Origin of the sequence: Phycicoccus sp. Soil748 (genome assembly GCF_001428025.1) — a bacterium.
In the GTDB taxonomy this organism is placed as follows: Bacteria; Actinomycetota; Actinomycetes; order Actinomycetales; family Dermatophilaceae; genus Pedococcus.
The window spans coordinates 663,343-680,664 of sequence record NZ_LMSC01000007.1; the positions used below are offsets into that span (position 1 = coordinate 663,343).

11 protein-coding genes are annotated in these 17,322 nt (G+C 73.4%); 3 read left to right on the plus strand and 8 right to left on the minus strand.

Annotated elements, in window-relative coordinates; all coding sequences use genetic code 11:
• Positions 1-128: 128 nt before the first annotated feature.
• Positions 129-812, minus strand: coding sequence for an FHA domain-containing protein (locus ASG70_RS10875; protein ID WP_082590487.1), 684 nt, complete (start codon positions 810-812; stop codon positions 129-131).
• A gap of 43 nt (positions 813-855) precedes the next feature.
• The gene (locus tag ASG70_RS10880; RefSeq protein ID WP_156399935.1) at positions 856-1,890 is read right to left on the minus strand and encodes a glycerophosphodiester phosphodiesterase; all 1,035 of its coding nucleotides are present in this window, start codon (positions 1,888-1,890) and stop codon (positions 856-858) included.
• A 357-nt stretch (positions 1,891-2,247) separates the two neighbouring features.
• Here ASG70_RS10880 and ASG70_RS10885 point away from each other — a divergent pair, with 357 nt between their 5' ends.
• Genes ASG70_RS10885 through ASG70_RS10895 form a run of 3 tightly spaced genes read left to right on the plus strand, consistent with a single transcriptional unit; the run spans position 2,248 to position 5,449 of the window.
• Positions 2,248-3,171, plus strand: a complete 924-nt coding sequence (locus ASG70_RS10885; RefSeq protein WP_056883802.1) for a RimK family alpha-L-glutamate ligase — start codon at positions 2,248-2,250, stop codon at positions 3,169-3,171.
• On the plus strand, positions 3,168-3,992 hold the full coding sequence (locus tag ASG70_RS10890; protein WP_056883803.1) for a RimK family alpha-L-glutamate ligase: 825 nt from the start codon (positions 3,168-3,170) through the stop codon (positions 3,990-3,992). Before ASG70_RS10885 ends, ASG70_RS10890 begins: the two co-directional genes overlap by 4 nt.
• Positions 3,989-5,449, plus strand: a complete 1,461-nt coding sequence (locus ASG70_RS10895; protein ID WP_056883804.1) for a phosphotransferase family protein — start codon at positions 3,989-3,991, stop codon at positions 5,447-5,449. Before ASG70_RS10890 ends, ASG70_RS10895 begins: the two co-directional genes overlap by 4 nt.
• A 27-nt stretch (positions 5,450-5,476) precedes the next feature.
• On the opposite strand, the gene ASG70_RS19670 is transcribed toward ASG70_RS10895, so the two are convergent.
• The 6 genes from ASG70_RS19670 to ASG70_RS10930 all read right to left on the minus strand — a co-directional run bounded on the left by ASG70_RS19670 (position 5,477) and on the right by ASG70_RS10930 (position 17,079).
• Positions 5,477-7,450 (minus strand): serine/threonine-protein kinase, encoded by a 1,974-nt coding sequence (locus ASG70_RS19670; protein ID WP_200949244.1) that lies wholly within the window; start codon positions 7,448-7,450, stop codon positions 5,477-5,479.
• Positions 7,450-9,321: a zinc ribbon domain-containing protein gene (locus ASG70_RS10910; RefSeq protein ID WP_156399936.1), complete on the minus strand. Its 1,872-nt coding sequence runs from the start codon at positions 9,319-9,321 to the stop codon at positions 7,450-7,452. Before ASG70_RS10910 ends, ASG70_RS19670 begins: the two co-directional genes overlap by 1 nt.
• 87 nt (positions 9,322-9,408) lie before the next feature.
• On the minus strand, positions 9,409-13,044 hold the full coding sequence (locus tag ASG70_RS10915; protein WP_056883807.1) for an ABC transporter transmembrane domain-containing protein: 3,636 nt from the start codon (positions 13,042-13,044) through the stop codon (positions 9,409-9,411).
• Positions 13,041-13,847, minus strand: a complete 807-nt coding sequence (locus tag ASG70_RS10920) for a protein kinase (protein ID WP_056883808.1) — start codon at positions 13,845-13,847, stop codon at positions 13,041-13,043. Before ASG70_RS10920 ends, ASG70_RS10915 begins: the two co-directional genes overlap by 4 nt.
• A gap of 33 nt (positions 13,848-13,880) precedes the next feature.
• Positions 13,881-15,131 carry an FHA domain-containing protein gene (locus ASG70_RS10925; protein ID WP_156399937.1) on the minus strand — a complete coding sequence of 417 codons (1,251 nt, stop codon included), beginning with the start codon at positions 15,129-15,131 and terminating at the stop codon, positions 13,881-13,883.
• Positions 15,124-17,079, minus strand: coding sequence for a glycoside hydrolase family 15 protein (locus tag ASG70_RS10930; RefSeq protein WP_235531447.1), 1,956 nt, complete (start codon positions 17,077-17,079; stop codon positions 15,124-15,126). Before ASG70_RS10930 ends, ASG70_RS10925 begins: the two co-directional genes overlap by 8 nt.
• Positions 17,080-17,322: the final 243 nt, after the last annotated feature.

Here is a 17,322-nt window from a genome sequence, read left to right on the forward strand (position 1 = left end):
GCAGCGAAGCCAGCAGAACAGGTCAGGCGCCCCTCGGGGCGCCTGACCTGTTCCACGTCCAGCCGCAGCCACGGTCGCGGCCGCAGTCACGGTCGCGGCCGCAGTCACGGTCGCAGTCGCCGGCCGGTCTAGAGGTCGCGGCGGGTGACCAGGCCCAGGGCGAAGGCACGCTCGACGAGCTTCGCCCGCTTCTGGTTCTGGGGGAGGTCCTCGATGTGGAACTTCTGGAAGAGCGTGCGCAGCTGGGTCTTGACCGCGTCGACGCTCAGGAAGAGCTCGCCGGCGATCTGCAGGTTGGACGCCGGCGTGGCATACGCGCCCTCCTGCTTGTAGGGCCGGCACAGCGAGGTGAGGATGTTGCGCTGGGTGGGTGACAGCGACGCGGTCGTGAGGACCTCGGCCTGGACGCTGGTGAGCTGGGAGGTGCCGGCGCGGATGTCGCGGAAGCTGAACGAGGTGTCGCCCACCACGAAGGTGTCGCCGTCGTGCAGCCGTCGCCGACCGCTGACCCGCTCACCGTTGAGGAACGTGCCGTTGCGGGAGAGGCCGTCGTCCACGACCGTCCAGTGCTGTCCCACCCGGACCAGCTCGGCGTGCACGCGCGAGACGCTCTCGTCCCAGGGCACGCGCAGGTCGCACCCCGACCCGCGGCCGATGGTCACCGAGGTCACCGGCTCGAGGGAGACCACCTGCAGCGACCCCTCGTCGTCGCGGTAGAACAGGGCACAGCCCTGCGCCCACCCGACGTCGCCCAACCCCTGGGCCGGTGCGCCTGCGGTGGTTCCCCTGTCCGGTTCCGGCTCGTGCTCCATGAGACACCTCCCACGCCGTCCACGGTAGACCGCGGCTCCCGCCTCAGCACGCGGTTCCTCCAACCATCCCCAAGGCGGTCACCGGCGTGGAGCGGTCCAGCACGGTGCGCGCCGCGGCGACGTCGTCGGTGATCAGGGCGTCCACACCGAGGGACGCCACCTCGGCGAGCTCGGCACCGTTGACGGTCCACGCCGTGACGGAGATGCCGCGGTGGTGCGCCATCCGGACGACGTGCGGGGACTGGCGCAGCATGCGCAGGCTCAGGTGGGCCTCGTCGTGCCCCGCGTCGACGACCCGGCGCAGGACCGCCACCGCGGACTCGCCCTCGTGGCCCAGCAGCGCGGTGCGCAGCCGGCTGCCGAACACGGTCCGGCGGACGGCCCCGAGCAGGAGCGCGTCGAACGACGAGACCGTCACCCCCATCGACGTGCTGAGCGGGACGAGCAGGGCCGCCAGCGCGCGGGCGGTCCGGAACGCAGCCACCTGGTCGTCGACCGGCTTGGCCTCGACGACCACGTCGGTGGTGCCCCGGTCTGCGAGGGCGGACAGCACCTCGGACAGGGTGGCGAGCCGGCCGTGTGGGGTCGCGGCCCGGGCCACCAGCTCGGCTGCGGTGGTCCGGGCCACGACGAGCTCGCGACCGAGCGCCGTGGCGACCACCGCGTCGTGGCTGCAGACCAGGACACCGTCGGCGCTCAGGCGCACGTCGACCTCCACGCCGTCCGCGCCGTGGGCCATCGCACCCAGCACCGCGCCGACCGAGTTCTCGCGGCAGGTGGGGGAGCTGCTGCCGCGGTGACCGAGGACCAGCGGTGGTGCTCCCGGCGTCCGGCGCCGGTGCAGCGACGTGGTCCGGACCTGCGAGCGACCCCGCCCGCGCACCCCGGTCGACCAGGCCGACGTCCAGGCCGTCGACAAGGCCGACGACCGGGCCCGCGATCCGGCCAGCGATCCGGCCGGCGACCCGGCCGGCGACGGAGCCCCGCGACGTACGGCGTCACGGGAGGGAGCCGGCGAGGGCCGGGAGGCCACCACGCTGAGACCGGGCCTTCGCGGTGCTGTGTCCACGCTGCTCACCACTTCCTCGTCCGAGCGGCCGGCTGGCCGCACCACCGACCTTGCCCCGGGGTGCGGGCACCCGGAACGCACCGCAGGGGTGGCCCGGCCACGACGCAGGGGTGGGCCGGCCACACCCAGGGTGGACGCCGCCGGGCCTGTCGACCAGGCCACCCACCAGGCCGCCCATCAGGCCGCCCACCAGGCCGCCCACCAAGGGGTGGGAGCAGGCACACCTGCAGCGGCGGCGGCCCAGCCCTGGGGTGTCTGGGGAGGCGCGCTCGCAGGGGCCAGAGTCGGAGCACAGGCCAGCAAGGCCGACCCGACCACCCGGAGAAAGAGGCTCAGATGTCTGGTTCAGGCAGGAGCAGCACGGCAGTGCGAGGCAGCGTGTCCTCGGTCATGCAGACCGTCAAGGGACCGGCGCTCACCTCCCCGGCCCGGCTCTGCTTCATCGTCGAGGAGAAGTACGAGAACGACGTGATGCCGTCCGTCGTCGCTGACGTGCTCTCCAGCTGGGGACACGAGGTGGACGTCCTGCGTCCCCACGCGATGCTCGCCGACATCTCCGGCCTCACCGCGAGCCACGGCGCCTACGACGCCTACGTGCTCAAGACCGTGTCCTCGGGCCCCGGGCTGAGCATCCTCGAGGCCGTCGGTGCGGCCGGGCTGCGCACGGTGAACGACTACCGGGCCATCCGCCTCGCCCGCGACAAGGTCGTGGCGGCGAGCGTGGCCCGTGCTGCTGGAATCCCTTTCCCCGCAACGTTCTTCGCCTCACGGTCGGACCTGCTGCACCAGGTGCCCCGTGGACTGTTCCCGCTGGTGGTCAAGCCGAACAACGGGAGCTCGTGCGAGCGGATCGTGCGGGTCGACAGCCCCGAGCAGCTCGACGAGGTCGACCTCGACGACAGCGGCTACCTGCTGGTCCAGCCCTACCTGCCCAACCCGGGGCACGACGTCAAGCTCTACAACACCGGTGACGAGGTCTTCGCCGCCGTCCGCCAGTCGCCGCTGCACCGCTCGACGGAGGTGGTCGAGGAGCTGGTCCCCGTCACCCCCGAGCTGCGTGCCCTGACCCTGGCCGTCGGCGAGGCGTTCGGCCTCGACATCTACGGCCTCGACGTCGTGCAGACCCGCCACGGCTGGGTCGTCCTGGACGTCAACGACTTCCCGAGCTTCGGCGGCGTCCCGGACGTGGCCCGCAAGCTCGCGCGCACCGTACTGCGCCTGGCTCGCCGCTCCGCGGCCGCAGCCCAGGACTCCGCACCCGTGTCGAACCTGATGGAGGCGTCAGCATGAGGATCTGCCTGTTGGCCGGGCCGAGCACCAGCCCGGTCCTCACCTCGGTGATGGAGGTGCTCGCCGAGCGCCACACCGTCACCACGAAGGACGTCGAGTCGTCCGCCCCGGTGGCGGACGACGAGCCCGGCGGCGTCGCCGACCTGTACCTGCTGAAGTCGCGGTCGGCGCGGGCGAGGACGATCGCCCGCCGAGCGCAGCAGCGGGGAGCGCTGGTGGTCAACAGCCCGGAGGCCACCGAGGCAGCGCTCGACCGGTGGGAGATGGCCGACCGGCTCGAGGCCCACGGCGTGCCCTCCCCAAGGTCGTGGCGCTGTGCCACGCTGGAGGAGATGTCCCTGGAGGCCGAGGCCGGCACGCTGCCGTGGCCGCTGGTCGTCAAGAGCCGCACCAGCCGCCGAGGTGACCTCGTGCGCCTCGTGCGCGACGTGCAGGAGCTGCGTGCACTGCTGCCCCAGTGGGGCCAGGAGCCCGTCATCGCCCAGGAGTACATCGACAACGACGGCTACGACGTCAAGTTCTGGTTCATCGGCGGACACCTCTCGGCAGCGCGACGCGCCGCGGCGCTGGAGGTGTGCGACAAGTCCCAGGACGTCGCGCTCGGCGCGTCCGACCTCCCGGCAGCCTGGTCCCACGCGGCCTCTGCGGCAGGAGCAGCCCTCGGCCTCGACCTCTTCGGCGCAGACGTCGTGGTCAAGGACGGCCGGCCCTTTGTCATCGACGTCAACGCCTTCCCGGGCTTCCAGGGGGCGCACCGCCCCGTGGAGAGCCTGGTCGCCCACCTCGAGTCCCTCGACACCACCAGGAGGATCGCGTCATGACCACCACCACCAACACCTCGTGGCCCACGCCGGTCGGCGTCGCCGCCCTGCTCGACGACGTGCTGCACACCGACCCGGCCCACCCGCGTCCGGCACTGCGCTACCTGCGGCGCAAGCCGGGGCGAGGGCTGGTGGCGGTGTACGGCGACGCCAGGGAGGAGATGTACACGGTCACCGTCGACGAGACCGCCGCAGCGGGGCACCAGGCCGCGGCGGGGCACCAGGCGGCCGCACCAGGACACGAAAAGGCCACGACAGGAAGGGTTTCCGCGGTGAGTGTCACCGCCGATCCCACCTACCTCGCCGACGCGGACGGCAGCGTCGTGCACATCGACCGGCTGGGCGTGACGATCCAGCGCTTCCCCCACGACGAGCGCCTGCCCGGTCTGGAAGCGGCCGTGCACCCGGTCCCCGGAGATCCGGTGTGGACGGCCCTGGCCGCAGTGCTCAGCGCCGACGGATCCGAGGAGGTCGAGCTGCGAGCGGTGTCGGCAGTTCCGTTGCGCTACAAGCCGGGCGACCGTTGCGTGCTCCGCTACCGGCTGGAGGGACAGGGCTCCGCCGGAGGGCGGGTCACGGGCTCGGTCATCGGCAAGCTCTACCGCACCGTCGAGCAGGCCCACGACGCCACGACCCTGGCGGAGCGGCTGTGGTCGCTGCAGGGCGACCGGCCGTGGGCCCCGCGCCCGCTGGGGTCGGTCGACCCGCTGCCGCTGGTGCTGACCGAGGACCTCGGCAGTGCCTCGGACACGCCACCCACGGTGATGGGCACCGAGGTGGTCCGGATGGGGGCGGTCTCGGCCCACGCGGCGGTCGAGGCTGCTGCCGCGGCGCTCGCCGACCTCCACCTCGGTGGCACCGCCCAGCCCGAGACCCCGCAGCGCACCGGCGCCCAGGAGGCGGTCAAGGCCGTCAACCGAGCGGCCACCATCGGGCGGTACGTGCCCGAGCTCGCGGACCGGGCGGCAGCTCTGGGGCGCGCCGTCGGCGCCGCGCTGGAGAGCTCGACACCGCAAGGGTTCCGGCCCTCCCACGGCTCCTACAAGCCGAGCCAGCTGCTCCACCGCGACGGTGCGGTGCTCCTCGTCGACTTCGACCAGTTCTGCCTGGCCGACCCGGCCCTGGACCTCGGCTACTTCCTGGCCTACCTGCGTCCTCCCGGCCTCTGGTACCACCGCGCGGGCACCCGCGCGTGGTTCGAGGACGCCGCGGCGACCTTCCTGACGGGCTACGCGTCGGCGGCGCGGGCTCGGGGGATGGGCCAGGACGAGCTCGACGGGGCCCTGCGTCGCAGCCACGTCTACGAGGCGGCCCTGCTGCTCAAGATCGCGGCGCGGCGGCCCAACCGGCTGCACAGCGCCCGTCCGGGGGAGGTCCGTGCGCTGCTCGAGGAGGTCGCCGCCTGCCTCGATGAGGGCGCGGCGGTCGACAAGGCTTCGGCAGGCCGGCAGGGGTGACTGCAGGTCGGTATGGGGCAGGGCCCCTCAGCCGAGCAGCTTCACCGTGCCGAGCATGCGGTCGAAGAGCTGTCGTTGCTTGTCGACCTGCTGTGGCGGCGCGAGGAACGTCAGGACCAGCGTGCCCTTCGACGGCACCACCACGACGTCGAAGATCGCGTGGAGCGTGGTGTCGGGAGCCTGGACGTCCTTCAGGTCGCCCTCCAGCACGTAGCCGCGCAGCGTCCCGATCGTGGTGGGGGTCGGCGACGACAGCCCGCTGACGCTCGAGTTCTGCAGGCTCTGGCCGATCCAGTCCTGCAGGACGGTGCCGGTCGGTTCCAGCGGCGTCGTGCTGGATGTGGCGTAGAGGCCGATGGCGTCGGAGGGCGAGCTCCTGATGACATCGCGCGCGGCGCCCCAGCCGCCCTGTCCGGTGAACACGTCGGCGAGCTGGCTGGCCCTCGGCGCGAGCATGAACTCGTTGCCACTCGACGCCTTGCCCCAGGTGTCCGGGTGGTCGATGGAGAACCCGACGGCGGAGTCCTGGCTCGAGGCCGTGAACGTGATGAGCGCCTCCGGCTGCCTGGACCGCACGAGGTATGCCGCCGACGCGGCCACGAGCGCGAGCACCACGAGCAGCGCGGCGGGGAGCAGCCACCGGCGCCGCCCCCCGGTTGACCTCGCCGCTGACCCCCCGGCGGATCGGCGGGGACGCTGGGTGGCCGGCTCCGTGACAACTGCCTCGGCCGGGTCGCGCTCGGGTGCCTCGGCGTACGAGTCGTCGTAGGCGTCATGGTCCCCGTCCTGGTCCCCGTCCTGGTCGCCGTACTGGTCGCCGTACTGGTTCGCTTCCTGGGCCACGTCCTGGTCCACGGCGTCGTACCCCGGGAGGCCGCCGGTCTCGTCCGGGGCCTCCGGCGCCGCATACGCGTCGTCGCCGGGTCGGGGCCAGCGAGGTGGCTCCATCGCCCCGGGCGGCAGCGACGGGTGGGAGACCCAGCCCCGGGTGGCATCAGGGTCGACCGGGGGCGGGGGCGCCGTCTCGACGGGGAGCGGGGAGCCCGCCCGCTCCCTGGGCAGGCCGGCGAGGTCGGCGCCGGTGGCGCGGCGGTGCCGGGCCGCGGGGCGGGCCGAGGCGCTGTCGAGGCCGGCGAAGTCGGTGCCGGCCTCCAGCGCCTGCTCGAGGTCGCGCATGAGGTCGCTGCAGGAGTCGTAGCGGTCCTCGGGCGCCTTGGCCATGGCCCGGTTCACCACGTCGTCGACGGCGGGGGACAGGTCGGGGCGGGCGGCCGTGACGGGCGGAGGAGCCTCCACGAGGTGGGCCCACAGGACCGCGGCGTCGTCGTCACGGTTGAACGGCAGCTGGCCGGTGAGGCACTCGTACAGCACGCACCCGAGCGCGTAGGTGTCGGTCGCCGGGCTGAGCGGGCCGCCCTGGATCTGCTCCGGTGACACGTAGTCGACGGTCCCGAGGAAGTGCCCGGTGTCGGTGAGCGACCCCGACAGAGACGACGTGCGCTTCGTGAGGCCGAAGTCCGTCAGGTAGACGTGGTCGGGGCGGGCGTGGCCCGAGTGCTCGACCACCGAGCTCACGAGGATGTTGCCGGGCTTCACGTCCCGGTGGACGAGTCCGAGGAGGTGGGCGGCGTCCAGGGCGTCCCCGATCTGCACGAACAGCCGCAGCAGGCGGGCCTGGGACAGGCGCTGTTCGTGCGCGAGCACCGCCTTGAGGTCGCTGCCCGGGACGTAGCGCATGGCGATGAACAGGTGCCCGTCCGACTCGCCGGCCTCGTAGATGGGCACGATGTTGGGGTGGTCGAGCGAGGCCGCCAACCGGGACTCGCGGATGAACCGCTGCTGGAAGTGCTGGTTCTGGGCCAGGACCGGCGCGAGGAGCTTGAGCGCCACCTTGCGACCCAGGCGACTGTCCTCGGCCCGGTAGACGACGGCCATGCCTCCGCGGCCGATGACGGACTCGATGCGGTAGCCGGCGATCTCGGCGCCCGGCGCGAACTCCATCACGGGCTTCCCTGGCCCCCGGCCGGCGCGCCGCAGCGGCCGCAGAATCGGTGCCCTGCCGCGAGCCGTGCCCCGCAGGACGTGCAGAACCTCGCCGCCTGCGACGCTGCGGCCCCGGCGGCCGGGGCCCCACCCGTGAGCTGGTGGCCGGCCGAGGGGTTGCTGTTCACGGCCCGTTGGGCGGTCGACGGCTGGTCCGTCGTGACCCGGCTCGGTGCGGGACGCTGCCTCGGGGAGCCGGTGGCCGTGGAGGGCGAGGGCGCGGGGGAGACCGAGGCGGAGACCGACGGGGTATGGCGCGCGGCCCCCGGGCCCGGCGCGGTGCTCGTCCCGGCAGGTGCACCGGGTGCACCGGGTGTGCCGGGTGCCCCGGGCGCGACGCCGGCGCGGGAGGCGGCTGCGGGGCCACGGTCGTCGGTGTGCCGGCCGTGGGGTGAGGCGGCCCGCCCGGGCGCCACCCCGCCGGCGACGGGGGGCGCCGGGGGAGCGGCACCGGAGCGCGCCGGCGCGGCCTGGGGTTCGTCACCGCGCCCCCTCCGACGTTGCCGCAGGGCCACGCCGACGACGATCAGGGCCAGGAGGGCTGCCGCCACGAGTGCGGCCACCACGAGCGGGGTCCGCGACGACCCGGCCGAGCTCGACGTGGTGCTCGGCGTCGCGACGGTCGCCGGCGGGCTGCCGTGCCCCTTGGCGACCATGTCGTTGGCGATGGCCAGGTCTGCCGTGGCCAGGGCATGGCCGCGGAACTGCTTGAGGGTGTTCTTCAGGCCGGGGATCGAGGCGGCGTACTCCTTGTTCTTGAAGTGGTGCATCGCCGCCTCGAACTGGGCGTCGGTGAGGCCGGGCCGGTTCTCCACCCCGGCGTTGGCCAGGACCTTGAGGATGGTGGTGGCACCGACCAGGGTCGGCACAGCCTGGCCGGGGGCCGCGGGCCCGGGGATCAGGCCGATGACCTGGCCGCCGGAGGTGCCGCCGTCGACCACCGGCCCGCCCTCGATGCCGTGGCCCAGCTGCTGCTTGAGCATGACCGAGCCCTCGGCCTCGTCGGGCTTGAGGCCGACGGACTTCAGGACGGGGCCACCCGGCTGGGCGAAGTGCTGGGGGATGTCGTGCTGGCCCGTGGGGTTGGTGTTCTTCGGGTCGGGGGTCGCCGACACCGGCCCCGGGACGCCGACGAAGCCCAGCACGTCCATGGCGTAGTCCGTGGGCAGTGGCGGGGCGAGCCGCACGGTGGGGACGCCGTTGGAGCGCACGCGCAGGAGGCCGACCTCCTTGGTGGACTGGGCGAGGAGCGGGTCGGCGGAGAGGTTGCCGTCCTTGGCCTGCGAGACGACGTACGGGTGGACGGTGAACTGCAGGCTGGTGCGGAAGACGCAGCCCCCGGCGTCCTGCAGGCTGACGTGGGGCGGGTAGCAGGCCTGCAGGCGTTGCTCGATCCGGTTGGTCCTCGGGCCGATGTGGCGCCGGGCGAAGGGGTCGCCGGTCAGCCGCGCCTGCCTCGGGTAGCGCCTGGCGAACGCCTGGTTGACCGCGTACACCTCACCGCGGACCAGGTTCTGGGAGAGCAGCGCCCCGGTGGTGACCACGGTGCCGTTCGGGTCGACGAAGAAGCCGCTGGCCGTGTCCAGCACGGGGGCCGAGGTGGACTCGAAGACGTGGACGTGGACGCCGTGCTTGTCCGGGAACTGGTCGTGCTCGATCAGGGTCACCTCGGCGTGGGCCCGGGCCTCGATGAACACCACCGCAGGGGCCGCGCGCTCGATGGGCGTGGGGTGCGTGTGCGCCTGGGCGGCAGGAACGCTGAGCGCCAGCAGCCCGAGCGAGCAGGCAAGGGCCATCGGCAGCAGCCGGTGACGTTGGTGAGAAGACATACTTGCTCCGCACGACCGAGACGACGGGCAGTCGTTGTGCGCGGCAACCCCTTTGCCATCCATGGAAGACCTCCCTGTCTGCGCCTGTCAATCGCCTGTGAGTGCGTGCCGACCCCGTCGGTCCGCATTTGTCCGGGTCTGGGCCGCGGGCCTCCGGGAGCCCGCAGCGGCCTCGTCCAGAAGGTCGAGGGCCAGCGCGACCCGGTCCGGCTTGAGCTGCAGCCAGCTGCGCAGCGCGAGGTCGGCCAGGAAGGCGGCGTGGTAGAGGTCCACCCGTCGCGCGAGCGCCTCTCCGTCGAGGTCGGGGCGCGCTGCGGCGTAGTCGGCGAGGAAACCCTGCTGCAGCTCACGGACCAGCGGGGCGCCGCGAGAGCCGTCGAGCCCGAGGGCCCTGCGGGCCGCCAGGGCCAGGTGTGCGGTGAGGTGGCCGAGGTCCAGGGCGGGCTCGGCGACGCAGGCCGAGTCGAGGTCGAAGAGGCTGTGGATCGGGCCGTCCAGCAGGACCTCGGACGGAGTGAGGTCGCCGTGCGCGAGGACCGGCGGCAGGCCCGACGACCCGGCGGCCGCGGAGCGCAGCGACGCGAGGTGAGATGCCAGTGTGCCCGCCAGTTCCGGGGCGACCTGCGCGAGCGTCTCCGTGCCTGCTGCGAGCCGGTCGACCTCCCCCGAGAGCGTCCGCGGGCGCGACGCGCCGACCTCGCGCGGGTCGACGGCGCCCGGTACGGGGCGGTGCAGGGCGGCGGCCACGCGGGCCAGGCCGCGCAGCGCCTCCGGTGCACCCTGTTCAGCAGCCGCCTGGCCCTGGGCGTGGGCTCGGACCAGGCCGGGGAGCCGTGGGCTGCCGGGGAGGGCCTCCGACACGAGGAGCCTGCTGTCGGGCAGGTATCCGAGCACGCGAGGGAGCAGGAACGGCTGGGTCCGCAGGCCCATGCCGTCCATGCCGCCCACCCCGCCGAGGCTCCGCTGCAGTGCCGCCACCGTCGGGCCGACGGCACCACCCCGGTCGTCGTCGAAGACCTTGCCGTAGGCGACCTGGCGCAGCGTGCGGCCACTCGGCTGCACCCGCCACCACAGCTCGTAGCGCAGGACCGCCTGCCGCCCGACCGTGTGCTTGACGACCTCGGTGCGGAGGCCCGCCATCTCCAGGCCGGACGCAGCCTTGGGGAGGACGGGTTCGAGGACCGCACGAGCCAGCTCCTCGTCGGCTGCCACCAGAAGCCCCGGCAGCTCGGGGTCGACGGGAAAGGCGTGCAGCACCAGTCCCGCCCGAGGCAGGACGTGGACCGCGTCGCCGAACGGTCCCAGGCGGCCGAGCCGGGGTGCCGACCGCGCCAGGGCAGCGGCCCTGTCGCCGTACTCGACCGCGCGGTCGGCGGAGGCGAAGACGCGCCCGCCCACCAGCACCTCCTGGTCGGCGGACGAGCGCTCCGACCGCACCGCCGCGCGGTACCGCACGGTGGCTCCGTGGGGGAGGCCCAGCACCACCTTGTCCACCACGCACGACTGCAGGACCCAGCCCTCGCGCAACATCCGGCCGAGGTGACGGGCCACGGCGGCCGCGTCGACGGCTTCACCCAGCCCGGGGAGCCGCGCGGAGAGCGCGGGGGTCCGCAGCGGGTCCAGCTCGGGGTGCACCGGCCGCACGACGGAGGGCACCGGACGACGCCAGCCGGTGAGCTCCTGGTACTCCTGCGGTGACGCGGGGCGAGGCACGGCGTCGAGCAGGCTGGCGTCGAACGCGGCGCGGGTGACCTCGTCCTCGCGTGCCGGTCCCCGCCCGACCGCCAGGACGGCGGCCTCGCGATGGAGCTCGACGGGCGCCGCGGGCTCGAGCCGCTCGAGCCGCTCGACGGGTCCGACGGGTTCGGCGCCGCCGGGCGCCGCCTCCGCCATGGCGACCCCGAACTGGCTGGCGTAGAGCTCGGCGTACAGGCCCCCACCGGCCAGCAGGTCAGCCGGTGTGCCCTCCTCCAGGACGCGCCCGCCGGAGAGCACGATGATGCGGTCGACGCCACGGATCAGGTTGAGGTCGTGCGACACGATCAACGCCGAGCGCCCTTGCAGCAGCGTGCTGAGCGCCTCGGCGACGCCGGCCGAGGCCTTGGCGTCCAGCCCGGTCGTCGGTTCGTCGAGGATGAGGATCGGGGTGTCGCGGATGAAGGCGCGCGCGATGGCCAGCCGCTGCCGCTGGCCGCCCGACAGCGTGCCCGCCCTCTCGCCGAGCACCGTGTCGTAGCCCTGCGGGAGCGTCCTGATGAAGTCGTCGGCCTGCGCCTGGACCGCGGCCCGCACGACGTCGCGCATCGTGGCGCCGTCCCGCCCGTAGGCGATGTTCTCCGCCACCGTGCCGCGCAGCAGGATCGTCTCCTGCAGCACCATGCTGATCTGTGCCCGCAACGAGTCGATGGTGAACTGACGGATGTCGTGGCCGTCGAGCAGCACCGCCCCGGCCTGGGGGTCGTACAGCCTGGGCAGCAGCTGGGCGATGGTGCTCTTGCCGGCACCGCTGTGACCCACGAGCGCGACGGCCTCGCCGGGGTCGACGGTGAAGCTGACCGAGCGGAGGGTGAGCCGGGTCGATTCGCCGTCCTCGTCGTCCTCGCCTGCGCCGCCCTGGTCCACCTGGGGCTGGTATGCGAAGCTCACGTCGCGGAACTCCATGGCCCCGGTCAGCAGCGGTGCCTCCGCCGCGGCAGGCAGGTCCTGGACCGCCGGCTCCCGCTCGAGCACCTCCGCCACCCGTTCCACGCTCGCGTAGACCTTGGCGACGCTGTTCCACTCCTTGATGATCCGACGGGTCGGCTTGAACATCCCCTGGATGAGCAGGATGAACGTCACGAGGTCGCCCGCGCTGATCGAGTCCGACCGCACGAGCCGTGCCCCGAAGAGGATGACCAGGGCGATGACGGCGGCCTCGAGGATGGCGACGGTGAAGCCGAACACCGCCTCGAGCCGGGCGGTGCGCAGGATGGCGTCCTTGGCCGAGCTGCTCTCGCGGGCGAACTTCTCCTGCTCCTGGCGTGCCCTGCCATAGGTCTGGACCAGGCTGATCGTCGTGAGCATCTCCTGCGCGGTCGAGGCGAGGTCGCCCTCGCGGGCGCGCAGCGTCTTGGTGGACGCCTTGATCCGCCGGGCGAAGAAGCTCGACACCGCCGCCAGCGCCGGGACGATCGCCACGGCCAGCAGCGCGATCCGCCAGGACTGGGAGAACAGGAACGCCACGCTGCCGACGAGCAGCAGGGCGCTGCCGAGGAGGTCCTTGACGGACTCCACGACGAACTCCTCCAGGACCTGCACGTCGTTGGTGATGCGGGTCAGGACGTCGCCAGTGCTGCGCCGCAGGTGGTAGGCGAGGGAGAGTCGCTGCAGGTGCGCGTAGAGGGCCGCGCGGACGTTGTAGCCCAGGGCGCGACCGGTCTTGGCCAGGGAGACGTCGCAGAGGGACTCGGCCGCGCTGCTCGTCGCGGTCACGACCACGATCGCCACGGCCAGGACCGCGATGCCCGCGCCCCGGGGTGCCCGGAGCCCGAAGAGGATGGGTGCGTGGTCGTCCTTGAGCAGGGTCACGACCGACCCGATCAGCTTGGGGACCGCGATGACGGTGACGGCCTCGACGAGCATGAGGACCAGGGCACCGACGAACCGCGTCCGCTCGCCACCGGCGAACCGGCGGAAGATGGCGAGGGTCCGCCGGGAGTCGCCGTGGCGGTTGGTGCTGGTCACGTGGGCAGCCCGTCGATGTCGTCGGCCATGGCGGCCGCGGTCGGGTAGCGCTCGCCGGGGTCGGGGTGGATGGCCCGGCCCACGACCGCACGTTCGCGGGTGCTCAGCCCGGCATCCGGTTCCGGCCTGGTCCGCAGGAACATCCGCGCGGCCACCATCGGGTCGGCGGAGGTCAGGGCGGGGTAGAGGCCGAACCCCGTGAGCGCGATGTGCAGCGTGACACCGAGCGCCCAGATGTCGCTGTGGCGCCCGGCAGGCGCACCCCGCATGAGCGCAGGGTCCACGAACTCGAGGTCGCGCGCGTCGCCCCGGGTGCCCAGCCCGGTCAGGTGCTCCCCGGGTGACAGCACCTGGGCCACTGCCGGCTCGGCCAGCACCGCCCTGCGCAGCGCGAGCAGGATGTTCGCGGGGCGCACCCCGCGGTGGACGATGCCTGCCTCGTGCAGGGCGTGGACAGCGCGCGCGGCACGGCCCACCGCCTCCACGCGCTCGCGTCGTCCGACCTCACGGGTCGGCGAGGCCAACGACCCGAAGGGCTCGAACTCCATGGAGCAGAACGCAGTCCGCCCTTCGAGTCCCGCCTCGTGGAGCCGGACGAGCAAGGGAGAGGCGAGGTCGGCGAAGGCGTGCAGCCGCTCGACCATCAGCGCGAAGCCGTCCTCGGCAGCGTCCGCCGAGAAGACCTTGACGGCCACGGGGGCGTGGTCGACGTCCAGGCGGGCCGGCGGCGTCGCCAGGAACACCTGCCCGTGGACGCCGCGGCCGACCTCGCGGACGAAGACGTAGTCGCCGATGCCTTCCACACGAACTCCTTCCCGGCGTGGCCCTCGGTGTGCCTAGCTCAGCTGGTAACGGTCGAAGAGGACCTCGCGTCGGCCCAGGCGCAGCCGGTCCCCGGGCGCGAGCGGCACACCCGGGTCTGAGGGGACGAGCACCCACGGGCCGGCCGAGCCCGACCGGCTCACGTAGGTGCCGTTGGCGGAGCCACGGTCGACCACCGCGACCCGCCACCCCGACAGCCGGATCTCGGCGTGGACCCGGGAGGTGCTCTGCTCGCGGTCCCGCAGGACGACGGGGCGGGCACGGCCCGAGCTGACCTCGGGCGCCTGGCCCGGCTCGCGGCCCAGCACGACGTCGTCGGTCACGGTGAAGACGCGCCCGTCGTCGGTGATGAGGATGCCCAGTGGCGGCCGTGGCCTGGTCTCGCGTGGACCGTCGCGGTCCAGAGGCGCCCCGCAGGCCTGGCACTCCTCGAGGTCCGGACTGTTGAAAGCCCCACAGCGACAGACGATCCCGGAGACGAGCACAGGGGTCGGGGGCCCCGGCGCGGACGTGGCCGGCGTGCTGCCGAAGGGCGGGGAGACCGCGGGTGAGGCGCCGCCCACGGGCAGGGGTGACCGCGCTCGTGCCGGGTCGGGGGCTCGGGGCGCGAGGCTGACGACATGGGCGCGGGGGGCGGTCCGGAGCACCGTCATCGCCCGCCCGCCCGGTGGCGTGTCGGTGCCCGTGGACGCCCGGCCGACCCCTGGCGTCGCCTCGACGCCCGGTCGGTGCAGCGTCACGCCGGCGCCCGGGACCTGACCATCGAGCAGGTCGAGGAGCAGGGCGCCCGGACCCGCGTGCGGGCCGGCCTCGTCGGTGTCGTCGGGGGCGTCGGTGCCTCGCACCGAGAGGCTGCTGAAGGTCGCCGGCAGGGACCGCTGCACCCATGCCCCCGTCCGCGCGCCCGTGAAGGAGCCCGGGTCCTGGTCGTCCACGGCCACCTGTACCGCGCCGTACGCCATCACGTGGACGTGGTCCCCCTGGGCTGCCAGGCAGGCGAAGGCGGGCACGCGGCTGCTGCCGGACCCGCTGACGAGGTCGCCCAGCAGGCGCAGTACGTCCTCACCACCGGGCGCGCCGTGGTGCGTGCACAGTCCCACCAGCTCGGCCAGCAGGTCCTGCTGGGAGCCGTCGACGGCCGGCACGACCAGCAGGAGGCCCCCCCGGCGCAGGACCAGACCCTGGCCGGGGAGCACCTCCACCCGGCCGAACAGGCTTGGTGCTGTGGGACGTTCGTGGTCGAGCACCGGCGTGAGGTCAGTCATCGTGGCTCCGCGGACGCCCGTCGAGGGCACGGTCGAGGTTCACCGCCGCGCTGATGAGTGCCAGGTGGGTGAACGCCTGGGGGAAGTTGCCCAGCGCCTCCCCGGAGGGGCCGATCTCCTCCGCGTAGAGGCCGAGGTGGTTGGCGTAGGTGAGCATCTTCTCGAAGGTGTGCCGCGCCTGGTCCAGCCTTCCGGCGCGGCTCAGCGCCTCGACGTACCAGAACGAGCAGAGGTTGAAGGTGCCCTCGGCCTCGGTGAACCCGTCGGTGCCGTCGTTGCGGTAGCGGTGCACGAGGCTGTCCGTCACGAGCTCCTCCTCGATCCGCTCGAGGGTGGCCAGGAACCTCGGGTCGCGCGGGCCGGTGAACTTGACGAGCGGCATGGCGAGGGCGCCGGCATCGAGGGTGTGGCTGCCGGGGTACTGGACGTAGGCGCGCCGGGCCGGGTCCCACGCGCCCTGCTGCACGTGCAGGTAGGCGCCGTCGGCGGCGGACCGCCAGCGCTCGAGCGGCGCGGGCAGCCCACGCCGGCGGGCGATCTGGATGCCACGCTCGAACGCGACCCAGGTCATGACCGAGGAGTAGGTGAAGCGCTGCCGGGGGCCCCGGACCTCCCACACGCCGTGGTCCGGCTCCTCCCAGTGGTCCTGGAGCCAGTCGAGCTGGCGGCACAGCGCCTGCCACAGCTCGTAGGAGATCGGGTCGCCGTACCGGTCGTAGCCCCAGACAGAGTCCATGAGCTCGCCGTAGATGTCGAGCTGCAGCTGGTGGGCGGCGCCGTTGCCGATGCGGACGGGTCGCGAGCCGCGGTAGCCGCACAGGTGGTCCAGCGGCTCCTCGACGGGGGCCGGCGCGCCGTCGATGCTGTAGAGGATCTGCAGGCCCTCCCCGGACGGCGCCTCCGTGCAGCGGTCCTCGAGCCACGCCATGAAGGCGGCGGCCTCCTCCGTGAAGCCGAGACGCATCAGGGCGTAGATGCTGAACGCGGCGTCCCTGACCCAGGTGAACCGGTAGTCCCAATTGCGGGTCCCGCCGATCGCCTCCGGGAGGGACGTGGTGGCGGCCGCCACGAGCGCGCCGGTCGGCTGGTGCACGAGCAGCTTGAGCGTGAGGGCAGAGCGCTCGACCATCTCGCGGTAGCGCCCCCGGTAGCGCGACTTGCGGACCCACTGCTGCCAGTAGGCGAGCGTGGCCGAGAGGAGGGCCTCGACCTGGATGAGCTGGAGGGGATGGGTCGACCCGTGCCGGGACAGCTCCAGCGCCAGGGTCTGCCCCTCGGCCAGCACCGGCCGGGCGACTGCAGCGCGGCCCTCGGCCGCCAGCGGGACGGTCGAGCGCAGCACGAGCTGGCCTGCGGCCGAGGAGAAGAAGGCGCCGGCGCCCTCGACGATGTCGACCTCGGTCCGGGCCCGGCCGTAGTCGAACGCGGGCGCGCACCGGATGTCGACCTCGACCTGTCCCCGGACCGCGCGCACGACCCGCACCAGGTGCATCGTGCCCGGGTCGGCGTGCTTGACCTCGCGGGGCACCATGAAGTCGACGACCTCGCCGACCGAGCTCTCCCCGAGGAACCGCGTGACGAGCACGTTGGAGTCCGGCAGGTACATCTGCTTGGTGCGGGTGGCGCCCTCGCACCGGACCGTGAAGCGACCTCCCCGCTCGGGGTCGAGCAGGGCGGCGAAGACCGACGGGGAGTCGAAGCGCGGCAGGCACAGCCAGTCGATGTCGCCCTGCGTCGACACCAGCGCCGCCGTCTGCAGGTCGCCGATGACCCCGTGGTCCTCGATCGCGACATGCGGCGGCGCCGGAGCAGGTGATGGTCCGCTGACACCCATGCGCACCGCCTCCAGCAGGCCCGGGCCCGCCGCGTAGCTGACTGCTGATGATAACGCCGCGCCGCGGCCGGGCGGCTCGGCGAAAGGACGCACGGACTGCGACAGCACCCTCACCCAAAGGACGGAAGGGCGCGCTCGACCCGCGGCGCTCGACCGCGGCGCGAGGGGGCGGTGCTCCACCGCGGCGCGAGGGGGCGGTGGGCCCACACCTTGGGTGTCTCCCCGAGCAGGTGGCCCGACCGGACACTCGACTCCAACGCCGCGGGAACGGCCGGCGGTGAGGAGCGAAGGAGCAACCCATGGGATCCGTGCGTGTCGCCATCGTCGGCGTCGGCAACTGCGCCAGCTCGCTGGTGC

Bases quoted from the DNA above. Each gene is read 5' to 3' on its own strand.
- ASG70_RS10895 (WP_056883804.1), top strand. From the start codon at position 3,989: ATGACCACCACCACCAACACCTCGTGGCCCACGCCGGTCGGCGTCGCC.
- ASG70_RS10890 (WP_056883803.1), top strand. From the start codon at position 3,168: ATGAGGATCTGCCTGTTGGCCGGGCCGAGCACCAGCCCGGTCCTCACC.
- ASG70_RS10925 (WP_156399937.1), bottom strand. From the start codon at position 15,131: ATGACTGACCTCACGCCGGTGCTCGACCACGAACGTCCCACAGCACCA.
- ASG70_RS10910 (WP_156399936.1), bottom strand. From the start codon at position 9,321: ATGTCTTCTCACCAACGTCACCGGCTGCTGCCGATGGCCCTTGCCTGC.
- ASG70_RS19670 (WP_200949244.1), bottom strand. From the start codon at position 7,450: ATGGAGTTCGCGCCGGGCGCCGAGATCGCCGGCTACCGCATCGAGTCC.
- ASG70_RS10875 (WP_082590487.1), bottom strand. From the start codon at position 812: ATGGAGCACGAGCCGGAACCGGACAGGGGAACCACCGCAGGCGCACCG.